8 protein-coding genes are annotated in these 11,369 nt (G+C 44.0%); 2 read left to right on the plus strand and 6 right to left on the minus strand.

What is annotated here, in order from left to right; genetic code table 11:
• Positions 1 to 184: hypothetical protein (locus ACLFWI_RS17950; RefSeq protein ID WP_446414052.1), on the plus strand; the 184-nt coding region annotated here is incomplete at its 5' end.
• Here the strand turns inward: ACLFWI_RS17950 and ACLFWI_RS17955 are convergent.
• The 6 genes from ACLFWI_RS17955 to ACLFWI_RS17980 all read right to left on the minus strand — a co-directional run bounded on the left by ACLFWI_RS17955 (position 152) and on the right by ACLFWI_RS17980 (position 10,173).
• Positions 152 to 1,258, minus strand: a complete 1,107-nt coding sequence (locus ACLFWI_RS17955; protein WP_446407027.1) for a mechanosensitive ion channel family protein — start codon at positions 1,256 to 1,258, stop codon at positions 152 to 154. The two genes, ACLFWI_RS17950 and ACLFWI_RS17955, sit on opposite strands and share 33 nt — an antisense overlap.
• A gap of 354 nt (positions 1,259 to 1,612) precedes the next feature.
• Entirely contained in the window at positions 1,613 to 3,007 is a 1,395-nt protein-coding gene (locus tag ACLFWI_RS17960; protein WP_446414053.1) for a collagen-like protein, read from the minus strand.
• A gap of 138 nt (positions 3,008 to 3,145) precedes the next feature.
• Entirely contained in the window at positions 3,146 to 4,405 is a 1,260-nt protein-coding gene (locus ACLFWI_RS17965) for an ATP-binding protein (RefSeq protein ID WP_446414054.1), read from the minus strand.
• Between the two features lie 314 nt (positions 4,406 to 4,719).
• Entirely contained in the window at positions 4,720 to 6,240 is a 1,521-nt protein-coding gene (locus tag ACLFWI_RS17970; protein WP_446414055.1) for an ATP-binding protein, read from the minus strand.
• Positions 6,224 to 7,897, minus strand: a complete 1,674-nt coding sequence (locus ACLFWI_RS17975) for a response regulator (protein WP_446414056.1) — start codon at positions 7,895 to 7,897, stop codon at positions 6,224 to 6,226. Before ACLFWI_RS17975 ends, ACLFWI_RS17970 begins: the two co-directional genes overlap by 17 nt.
• The gene (locus ACLFWI_RS17980) at positions 7,897 to 10,173 is read right to left on the minus strand and encodes a PAS domain-containing sensor histidine kinase (RefSeq protein WP_446414057.1); all 2,277 of its coding nucleotides are present in this window, start codon (positions 10,171 to 10,173) and stop codon (positions 7,897 to 7,899) included. Before ACLFWI_RS17980 ends, ACLFWI_RS17975 begins: the two co-directional genes overlap by 1 nt.
• A gap of 398 nt (positions 10,174 to 10,571) precedes the next feature.
• On the opposite strand from ACLFWI_RS17980, the gene ACLFWI_RS17985 reads away from it, so the two are divergent.
• Entirely contained in the window at positions 10,572 to 11,270 is a 699-nt protein-coding gene (locus ACLFWI_RS17985; protein WP_446414058.1) for a glutathione S-transferase N-terminal domain-containing protein, read from the plus strand.
• Positions 11,271 to 11,369 lie beyond the last annotated feature (99 nt).

Genomic DNA, 11,369 nt, shown 5'->3' on the forward strand with positions numbered 1-11,369 from the left:
CAGAAGAAGGGCGGGTTTTGTTGAGTGGTTATCGGTAGATAGCAAAATTAAATGGCTAAACCCGCCCCTACAATTGCCCCTAAAAATTCCCCTACACTTGACAGACGTTGCTGCGGAACGTCTCTACTCTCCACTTATGTCAACCAACGGCTTAGGGTTTGCCATCAGCAACCAAAGCACTTAAAGAATCGCTAATTTCTCCGGTGTTGAGATTCCCAAAATAGGTGACTTGGGTGGGGTAAGCAAACTCAATCTGACGTGCCTCAAATTCCTGTTTAAGCTGTAAATTAAGCTGCTGCTGGATATCCATATAGAGGTTGTAATCACTGCTTAAAACGTAATATACAACCTCAAAATTTAAGCTAAAATCCCCATAATCGCTAAAATGCGCCCGGTCAAAGGTGGTATTATCTAGATTTTCCACAATCCCTTGGACAATTCCAGGGATGATCTGGAGTTTTTCTTGAGACGTTTCATAAAGCACGCCAAACTTAAACGCCACCCGTCGTTTAGGCATCCGCTTAAAATTGCGAATCCGCGAACTGGTTAAATCAGTATTGGCAAAAATGAGTTGTTCTCCACTTAAACTCCGCAGACGAGTCGTTTTAATGCCAATATGTTCGACTGAACCAAGGAAATCGTCAACAATGATAAAATCTCCCAATTCAAAGGGACGGTCAAAGAGGATAGAGAAGTAGCTGAATAAATCCTGGAGAAAGCCTTGAGACGCTAAAGCAATCGCCACACCCCCAATGCCTAATCCAGCCACAACAGCGGAGATATCAAAACCCAGATTATCTAACAAAAAGACAATTCCCAGCGCCCAAATTGCAATTCGAGCCGCCGGAATTAACGCATCAAGCGCCTGTTCCACCGTTTCACTTTGGCGGCGAGTTAGCCAATATAACCGGAAACCGTACTCCACCAGGGAAACCAAGAGGCGAATCCCTAAAATCGTGGCAACAATCAACGTCAAAGCGTCAATTACCTGATCCAGAATCGGATGTAAGGTGAGATTCGCGATCGCCACATAAAACGTGCCAACGTAAAGGATAGGAATCACGGCTCGTTCAATAATCTGGATCAGGGAATCATCCAACTGAGTTGTCGTTTTCGCCGCCCAGCGCTTGAGCCGTCCTACAATCACTTGGCGGAGAATTTTGATCAGAAAAATTCCCACAACCAAGATGACAAAGGCGATGAGATAGTCTATGACTTGATTGTATAAAAACGTAACCTGTAAGAAATCTGGCGTCATGAACTCCTTAAGCGAATTATACTGAATCCCTATCAGGATTGATGGTTTTTATCAATTATACATCAACCCTAAGACATAAATTTGGTGAAGTTTGAAGTTTGGAGTTTGTAGTAAGGGCTTTAGCCTGTTATAAGTAGTGGCGTAGTACATAAGCTGTCATGCAATTAAATTGGGTATTAGTAGCGAGCAAGATGCTTAAGTAGTCGGACAAAAGAAAACAGCCCTGTACTAAACTAAGTTTTGTAAACAAGCCTCAAACCATTACAAATGACAAATGACAAATGACAAATGACGAATGACGATCTTAACGTTTCCTGGCAATGTGACGATAGGCTTGCATCCCAGACTACAAACTTATCGAATTTCCCCGCGCCAATTCATTTCCTGTTGGGCTGAGTTTCCCGCAAAGGAACGAGTCGCGACTAACTCAATTTCGATCGCGACTCCAGGACGCAGGTATTCGGCTTCTATGGGGAGTTTGCCTATTTCTAGCGTGTAGCGGTTGTTATGGCGAGTGACAAGTTCCGCCGGAATAATTCCTTCATACCGGGTTCTGTAATTATAGAAGCGACGGAAGCGAGCGCCGGAATTGGCAGTACGATATTTTAACCAGAATTGGGTGTCTAACAAGTCGGACTTTCCGGCTAAGTCCACCACACTAAAGGTTAACGCTGAACGATTTCCGGCAAAATCTGCCCGGGTAAGCTGGGTGGCTTCCCGTTCCAGTAGCGCATTGGTGACGACAAACCTTGTCACATCCCCCTGTTGCGACATTGTGCCATCAAACCAGACTTCTTTGGGCAAAGATACATCAATGCCTTGATCGGATTTGAGACTGAGGGATATCGGTTGATTATAAAAGTCGGTAATCGCCCGGTCTGCATTCCAGACTAACTCAAAAGACCGTTCTAAGCGTCCAACAAACTCCCGATACTGGTTGGCAATAATTGAATTGGGTGCGAGTAAGGCGGTTGCACCAGTACGAGTTCGCCATTGATTCACAGAGAGTGCGATCGCGCTATTTTGCAGTTGAGGTAGAGTAACGGTAGCGGTGGGTTTGTCTGGGGGTAAGGCTTCAGTACGATTAATTAGGGTTAGTGTTCCTAGGTTCCCCTGTTTCCCCTCTCGACCATCTCGACCATCTCGACCATCGTCACCATCTTCACACTCAAATCGCTCAGTTTCACAGTCTTCGCCACCATTGTCTGACTTTTTCGTACAGGTTTCTACCTCCCAACTTCGGTCATCACATTCACAGCCATCACCCCCATAAGCGCCGCGTCCAGAACGTCCACCACGTCCGCCAACGGAACGTACATAGATTTGTTTCAAATCCTCTCGATTTGTATAATAAACCGTCAATGATCCACCATTCCCACCATCACCGCCATTTCCGCCATCACCGCCATCGCCTCCATCTGCGGCTTGCAAATCATAATCTACTTTTCGCGGTTGTCGGGAACAATCTCCATCCTTACCCCGTTTCCCATCATTCCCATCCCCGCCATCTCCTCCCGACAACTCCAGATTAATCGGAGAACCATCCACAAAAATTGTCCGATTTTCCCCATCTCGTCCCCGTCTCCCCGCACGTCCATCTGCACCATCTCGACCATCTTGTCCAAAGTCTCGTTCTGGATGACGACTCCACGCAACTAAGGGACAGAACAGGGATTTTGATGTGGGGGGGAAGACAAAGGAGAAGGTTAAGATTAATAAAACTAAGGATAGCTTTCCAGAGAAATGCATGGGTATCAATAGAATTCTGTAACCTGGGGGAAAATTCCCCAGTCAAGGGATGACTTGGGTGCAGGGGGATTAGTTCCGGAGAGTATTGACCTTTCACGACCTTCGAGGGAATCGGATTTGTTGGGGCGGGTTTAGGGACTACTGTTGATTGTTTTCCCTAACTTGGCTGCAAAACCCGCCCTTTTTTAAAGGTAACTCAATTTCAAACTTCGTTCCCTCACCTTCGACTGAATGACAGTGGATTTGACCGCCATGTTTATCCACCACAATTTTATAGCTGACTGATAACCCTAATCCTACGGCTGTTCCCACGGATTTGGTCGTGAAAAATGGGTCAAAAATTTGTTGTTGTACTTCCTGACTCATTCCACAACCATTATCAGTAATCCGAATCACCACAACATCTCGCACATTTTGAGATGTGTTGAGTATTGATCCTTCACTTCGCTCAAGGACATGGTTTTGAGTTATCTCCCTCATCTCCCTGATCTCTCCGTCTCCCCATCTCCTCATCTCCCCCTCTCCTCCATCTCCAGCTTGCAGCGAAACCGGGCGACTAATTATGCTGGTGTCAATGGTAATAATACCCGGCATACCTTTCATTTCTATCGCATCAATGGCATTATTCAACAAATGAATAAATACCTGATGCAACTGACTCGCATAACCCATTAAACAAGGTAAATTACCATAGATTTTGATGGCTCGAATCTCTGGCTTTTTACCTTGAGGTTTGAGGCGATGCTGTACCAGTAATAAGGTTGAATCAATCATTTCATTAATATAAACCATCTTTTGATCCAGTTCATCCAATGTCGAGAAATTCCGCAGCGCTTGCAACGACAGCGTGACATCCATTAGACGTTCCGCACCTATATGAATCGAGTTAAACATTTTTTGCCAATCTTGGGCAATAAACTCTAAATCAATCTGTTCTAATTGAAATTTAGCTGCCTCTAGCTGAATAGAATGGCTGATATCTTGAAACACCAATACTGCCCCAATCACCTGATCTTGTTTATCGTGAATAGGTGTTACACTACCGCCAATCGGAATCATTTTAGTTTGTCGGGAGATCAAGAGACTATCTTTAGGTATTGAACAGGTAAAATTGCTTTCAATTGCTGTTATTAACGGCAGATTTACCGATTGCATTGTATTTTGATTAACAAGTTTAAACACTTCAGTGTTTCCCTGGAGGCAAATATCCATTAACACTAAGTCAGGACATAGTGCTGTCGCTGTTTCTACTGCTTTCTCTCCCGATGTAGCGATCGCGCAAACATAATAGCCAAAGGATTCTAACTGTTCTTTCAGGTTGATGGCGATAATTCGTTCATCTTCAACGACGAGAATACTTGTCAGTTTTTGAGAGATTTTCTTTGCTAATTTTTTCATGGCAACAACGACGCTTAAATAAATTATTCAGGACAATAAACCGTTGAATAAAACGAAAATAGCTCAGACCTAACTCTCTCGTTTGACTCATAAGTAGGTTCCCGGAAATAAACTGAAATAGATTAAGTTTCCTAAAAGCACCTCAAACCATGACAAACAGGACTTATGCAGCCACATCATATATATTGGTTAAGGTGGGTTACGCTACGCTAACACACCCTACATATAGAACCTTTGCGTAAGTCCTAACCAAGAACGTAGCTTGCTTATCACGCAGCGAGTATAACCAAGGACGAATGACGAATGACCAATGACTAGACTGATTCTTCGGGAAAGGGTAAGACTACTGTAAACGTTGTACCCACACCCAAAACACTCTCCACTGACAATGTTCCCCTATGTAAATCAACAGCTTTCTTGACAATAGCTAACCCCATCCCGGAACCTCTCACTGTCCCTGCATTACTGGCGCGGCGGAATGGCTCAAAGATATGGGGTTGCTCCTCTGGTGGAATACCAATGCCGTGATCTTTCACCTCTACTATAAGCCGATCATTTTCACAGGTTAGGGTTAAATAAACAGAACTGTTTTCTGGAGAATATTTTAAAGCATTGGTGAGTAAATTTCTCACAATCAGTTGCAGGATTTTTTTATCCAGATAAGCGGTTTGACCTTTGCTACAACTGATCCAGGTTATTTTAGCTTGATCACTGGCAATGAGTTGGTATTCGTCGATGAGTTGTTGACAGAAGAGGTTTAAATCTAAAGGCATTGGATCAAGCATGAGTTGACCCGCTTCGGCTTGACCAAAGGTTAATACATCTTCCAGCAATCCCACCATATATTTGACCGCCTGTTTAATTCGCTGGCAATTGACTCGCTTGTTCTCCGATTGCACCGAGGAAGTATCGGCTTCAATCAGGAAGGTTGAGGCTTGAATAATCGAGAGCGGTGTGCGATATTCATGGGAAACGGTGTGAATAAATTGCCGTTGAAACTGATTGATTTGTTGTTCCCTGGCTAACTGCTGGCGTAGCGCGGCTTCGGCTTGTTTGCGATCGCGTATATCTTGGAATACCAACACCACCCCGGCGAGGTTCCCTTGATTATCCCGAATCGGTGCAGCACTGTCCGCGATCGCGATTGGTTCACCTGTCTTAGTAATTAGGACATGATCATCGGTACGATAAACCAGTCTATCCTCTGCTAATGCCAACGTCACTGAGTTATTCACAGGCTGCTGGGTTTGGATATCAATGAGTTGAAAGACATCCGTCAACTCCCGATTCTTCCCATCGGTAAATTGCCATTCGGTTAGCAATTCCGCCACCCGATTCATGAACTGAATCCGACAATCTTGATCGACTAAAATCACACCATCGCCAATTCCCCGCAGCACTGCACTTAAAAACTGCTCCCGTTCATAGCGCTGCAAGGCAATTTCAATCGCCACGGATAATTGCCGTTCATTTACGGGTTTGAGGATATAGCCAAAGGGTGCGGTTATCTTTGCCCGTTCTAAAGTAATTTTATCGGAATGTCCGGTTAGATAAATCACCGGAATTTGCCACTCATCCCAAATTTGTTGCGCCGCGCCAATTCCATCCAGGTTCCCCTGTAACCAGATATCCATTAGCACTAAATCGGGATGGAGTTTCCCAGCTTGGGTGACAGCTTTTTCCCCAGAGGCGGCAATTCCGACGACACCGTAACCCAAAGCTTCTAAGTTTTCCTTCAGGTTCAGTGCAATAATTCTCTCATCTTCCACAACCAGAATCCGAGCCATTGTTGCTGTATCAGTTCCTAATAAACATTGTTCACTGATCATAATCATCTTCCACCTCCATCCCTTGGGATTGTAAATTTGGTATAAAAATTGTGAACTTTGTCCCGTCGCGATCGCTAGTTACCTCAATCTCGCCCTGGAGTCGATGCATTAACGTTTTCACCACTGTCAATCCCAAACCTGTTCCTGCTTGTTTCCAGGGATAGGGACTAGGAATGCGATGGAATGGTTCAAAAATTTTCTCTTGTTCCTCTGGGGGAATTTCTACCCCAGAATTACTCACCTGAATCTCGACCGCACAAAACCTGTTCTCCTGACGTAGAGACGTTGCATGCAACGTCTCTACATTGCCAGTTTCCCCAAGCCGCACGGTTACCCCAATATCCTCCCCGGCTGGCGTGTATTGAAATGCATTATTCAGTAATTCTTTCAAAATCCGAGTCAAACTCAACTGATCTGAAACCAAAGGGGGTAAATTCGGAGCAATATCAATATGCAATCGTTGCTGCTGAAATTGCGCCCAAGCTGCAAACGGTTGCATCAACTCAGAAATCCAATCGGGGACTGGAATCAACGTTACTTGTAAGGGATAAACCCCTGTTTCAATCGCACGGATATCCAGCAGATCATTCACGAGCTTGAGCTTTTGGATGCCTTGCTCCTGGACAATTTGCCAATAACGAGCAATCACGGTGGAATCAGAACTTATTTTTGAACTTAATAAACTCTGTTGATCTAAGATTGTTTCCAGAATCCGAACTGCTAATTTAATCTTTGCCGGAGACGTAGGCAATTCTAATGACGCTGCATTTAAACTATTATCGTGGATCAGATCCAAACATTGCAGTTCAGCCATATCATACTCTAATTGGCGGGCGCGTTCCAGGGCGCGATTCTGTTCCTGGGCTAAACGCTGTTGTGTTGCATCTCGAAATACCAAAACTGCTCCCGCGATCGCACCATTGTTACTTTTAATCGGAGCAATACTATCCGCTACGGGGATCGGCTTTCCCTGTTTGGGGATCAACAAAATCTGCTCTTCTAAATAAATGATTGTCTCTTGTTCTAGGACATTAGTGAGGACATCCCCAACAGGCTCCTGGGTTTGTTCATCGACAATATTAAATACTTCGGTTAACTTCCGATCTCTGGCTTCAACCAATTGCCAACCGGTTAAGGATTCCGCCACCTGATTCAGAAACTGAATCTGACCCTGGTTATCCGTAACAATGACTCCATCTCCAATCCCTCTGAGAATGGCGCTAAGTAATTGTTCTCGTTCATATCGCTGGAGTGCGGTTTCAATTGCCACATAAAGAGCTTGTTCTTTAACGGGTTTGAGGATATAGCCAAAGGGAGCCGTTATTTTTGCCCGTTCTACCGTACTTTGATCTGAATGTCCGGTGACATAAATTGTCGGAATTTTCAGGTGTTCCCAGATTTGCTCTGCTGCTTCAATCCCATCCATATTGCCTTTGAGCCAGATATCCATCAACACTAAATCGGGACGGAACTCAGTGGCTTTTTCAATCGCTTTTTCTCCCGACGCTGCGATTGCAGGTACGGTATAGCCGAGGGATTCTAAGCTTTCTTTCAAATTAATCGCGATAATTCTTTCATCTTCTACGACGAGAATTTTTAGGCTTTTTTTAAAGTTCGGAGGTGGTTTGGTAAACATTATCGGGCGATCCTTCGTTCTATACATTATCGAGTTCTAAGCTTATTGCTAAAGGTAATTGTAAATTCAGTTCCGGAGTCACAATTTAGGTCTAAGGTGCCATCGATCTGATCGACTAATCCTAAAACCAGGGTTAATCCTAATGAAGTGGTTGTTTCAATATCAAAAGATTTGGGGATTCCCACACCGTTATCCCGGACAAGCAGGGTAAGCGAGTTATTATCCAAATTTCGTTTAAATTTAATCTCTATTTCTCCGTTATGATGCTCTGGAAAGGCATATTTTAGCGTATTAGACACCAATTCATTTAAAATTAAGCCACAGGGAATCGCCGTGTCAATGGCGAGAGGAATATCCTCAACTTGATAGGAAATGCGAACTTGACTGGAACTGATGTTATAAGAATCAAATAAATGAGTGATTAAATCGGGAACATATTGGGCAAAATCAATCTGAGCTAAATTTTCAGACCGATATAACTTTTCATGCACCAGAGCAATCGAGGCAATGCGATTTTGACTGTCTTGTAAGACTAACGCCACGTCTTGATCTTTAGTCCGCCGCGACTGCATTTGCAACAGACTACTGACAATTTGCAAATTATTTTTAACCCGGTGATGAATTTCCTTGAGCAAGACCTCTTTTTCTTTTAGGGAGGCTTTAAGTTGATCTTGAGTTTGCTTTTGCACGGTGATATCTTGTTGAACAGCAACCAGGACGGTGCCATAGTCGGGATGATCAAAACGAGAGGTTGTCGCTTGACACCAGAAGGGAGTTCCATCTTTCTTTACATTATAAACTTGGTAAGTATATTCGCCATTTTCTAAGATTTTTTGAGTAATCAACTGTCGGACTTGATCGGCTTCAACTTCATTATCTGCATGGTTAATAATTCGCACAGGTTGGTTGTTTAGTTCACCGATTTCATAACCAAACATCTGCTCAAACTTTGGGTTGGCATAAACAATCCTACCGTCAGTAACACTAACCAAACAAATACCTTCTGCCATGTTTCGAGTAATCACAGCCTGTAGTTTTATATCTTTTTCCGTTTGCTTGCGAGCTGTGATATCCGTAACCCGGACTAAATTAATAGCCCTGTCAGCAATATGAATTCGCTTTACGGCTAAGTTGCCCCAGAAGTGTTTCCCTTTTTTGGTGATATATTCAACTTCTTTACTCCAAACGCCGTACTGGTTAATCGCTTGATTGATATTAGCTAACTCTGCGGGTGTGAATCGGGACTTTTGGAGAGTATGTCCTTCAATATTAATCAGTTCATTTTCACTAGCCGCTTCAAATAAGTTAACGGCAGATTGATTACAATCGAACGTCAGTCCCGTCTCTGGATCAACTAAAAATAGGGCATCAGTTGATTCATTAAAAATCGCTTCTTTCAGTTCTCGACTGCGACTTAGGGCGAACTCCGCTTGTTTGCGATCGCTAATATCCACGAAATACCCAACAACCTCAATGGGTTCACCCATTTCATCCCGAATTAACTTCCCTTCATCCAAAAGCCAGCGATAGGTTCCATCCTCATGGCGGAAACGGTATTCAAAGGAGTAATTTCCCCGCTTTAACCGTTGGGGTAATTCCTGGAGAATCAAGTTAATATCCTCTTCCGAATAACCGATCATCTGACACAGGCTGTGATTAACTTTCATGAAGCGCCCGTCTAAATCAACCAGTGCCATGCCAATTGCGGCATAGTCAAAGGCATTGCGGAATCGTTCTTCGCTTTCTTGTAGGGCGGCTTGCGCCTGGGTAGATGGCTGAGTTTGCGCCTCAATTTGACTAAGATTCTTAACAATGTGTAAAGCGCCTAGGATCTGTCCTTGGTCATCCCGGATACTGTGAAATGTAAGCTGGTACTTATTGCGATCGCGGCGACTATCGCCAAATTCCTGAATTACCGTAAACTCTTCACCCCGTAGCGCCTGCCCCCAAATTTCCTGTGCGTTTGCTTGTTCTTGGGGTAAATGGGCAAGGGCTGCGATCAAACTCGTACCCCTATCAATTTCTCCACCAAAAATCTTGATAAATTCAGTTTTATACGCTTGATTAAAGGCAATATAGCGCCAGTTCAAATCCAGCGCCGCCATCAGATCGGTGGTGTTATCCAGAATCGCTTGCAATAGGAAGGGATTGTCTCGCCTGATATTACCTGTTTCTGGAGGCTCAAACTCCACAGTCTCCACGGTGTCTGGGCTGAACGCCCGCAATTCCGCCTCTGCCTGCTGTAAGCGATCGCGCAGATCCTGTATTTCCTGTTGGAGTTTTGCTTTAACTTGCTCATTCATCTCCCTCTCCAACTTACTCAGACTTTCACCGTTCACTTGGAAGTTTCAACTGTTAAAAGAAATTTTTATTTCTTAATGGCAAAACTGGATTGACATGTTCAATCTAGCAAATGTATTAATGAACACTACTTAGTTTTAATAAAAATTAACTTCGTTAATGTCATAACAATAAATAACCGAAAAAGTCGCATCATTTTAACTTGAAAAAGTGAAATTTTCGGGAAGAAATCATGCCTAAAAAAGGTACCATTCAGGTATCAAGTCCGGACTTTTAAGCGGAAGGGGAAATACTCAATCCGGGAAAACCCTACACCCTACACCCCACACCCTAGCTCCCAAGTAGCTTGTCACCGCTTCAGAGTGTATAGTCAAGGCAAAGGATGCAGGACAATTCAACCATGACACAGCCAATCGATCTCTACTACTGGCCCACACCCAACGGTGGGAAAGTTAGCATTATGTTGGAGGAAACGGAAACCCCCTACAACCTCATCCCAGTGGACATCACCGCCGGCGATCAGTTTAAGCCAGACTTTCTCGCCATCAGTCCCAATAATAAAATGCCTGCGATCATTGATCCCCAAGGAATTGAGGGTCAACCCCTATCCCTATTCGAGTCGGGTGCAATTCTGCTGTATCTAGCCGACAAAACCGGACAGTTCATTCCCAAACAGCCACGCGATCGCTATTCTGTAATTCAGTGGCTGATGTTCCAAATGGGTGGCGTCGGACCCATGCTGGGACAGACACACCACTTTCGTCAGTATGCACCAGAAAAAATCCCTTATGCCATTGATCGCTATACGAATGAAGCCACTCGCTTGTATCGCGTTCTCGATAAACAGTTATCCCAAGTTGAGTATGTAGCGGGTGATTATTCCATTGCAGATATAGCAATTTTTCCCTGGATTGTCCCCCACGAAAAACAGGGACAAAATTTAGCTGATTATCCCAATCTTCAGCGATGGTTTGACGCGATTAACCAGCGACCTGCGGTACAGCGAGGGTTAGCACTTTTGAGTGAAAAAAGAGTCAGCAACATGGATGAAAAAGCACGAGAAGCCTTATTTGGTTCCCGTCAATTAGATCAGCGATGATTGGTCATTTGTCATTTGTCATTTGTCCTTCGTTATAGAGTTCATTTGTCATGCTGAGTGGAGTCCGGAGCGAAGCGGAGGAACGAAACGAAGCATCTG

The sequence above is a fragment of the Coleofasciculus sp. genome, from assembly GCF_046539235.1.
Classification (GTDB): domain Bacteria; phylum Cyanobacteriota; class Cyanobacteriia; order Cyanobacteriales; family Coleofasciculaceae; genus Coleofasciculus.

Coding starts and splice junctions, on each gene's coding strand:
- ACLFWI_RS17985 (WP_446414058.1), top strand. CDS start 10,572: ATGACACAGCCAATCGATCTCTACTACTGGCCCACACCCAACGGTGGG.
- ACLFWI_RS17960 (WP_446414053.1), bottom strand. CDS start 3,007: ATGCATTTCTCTGGAAAGCTATCCTTAGTTTTATTAATCTTAACCTTC.
- ACLFWI_RS17970 (WP_446414055.1), bottom strand. CDS start 6,240: ATGATTATGATCAGTGAACAATGTTTATTAGGAACTGATACAGCAACA.
- ACLFWI_RS17965 (WP_446414054.1), bottom strand. CDS start 4,405: ATGAAAAAATTAGCAAAGAAAATCTCTCAAAAACTGACAAGTATTCTC.
- ACLFWI_RS17955 (WP_446407027.1), bottom strand. CDS start 1,258: ATGACGCCAGATTTCTTACAGGTTACGTTTTTATACAATCAAGTCATA.
- ACLFWI_RS17975 (WP_446414056.1), bottom strand. CDS start 7,897: ATGTATAGAACGAAGGATCGCCCGATAATGTTTACCAAACCACCTCCG.
- ACLFWI_RS17980 (WP_446414057.1), bottom strand. CDS start 10,173: ATGAATGAGCAAGTTAAAGCAAAACTCCAACAGGAAATACAGGATCTG.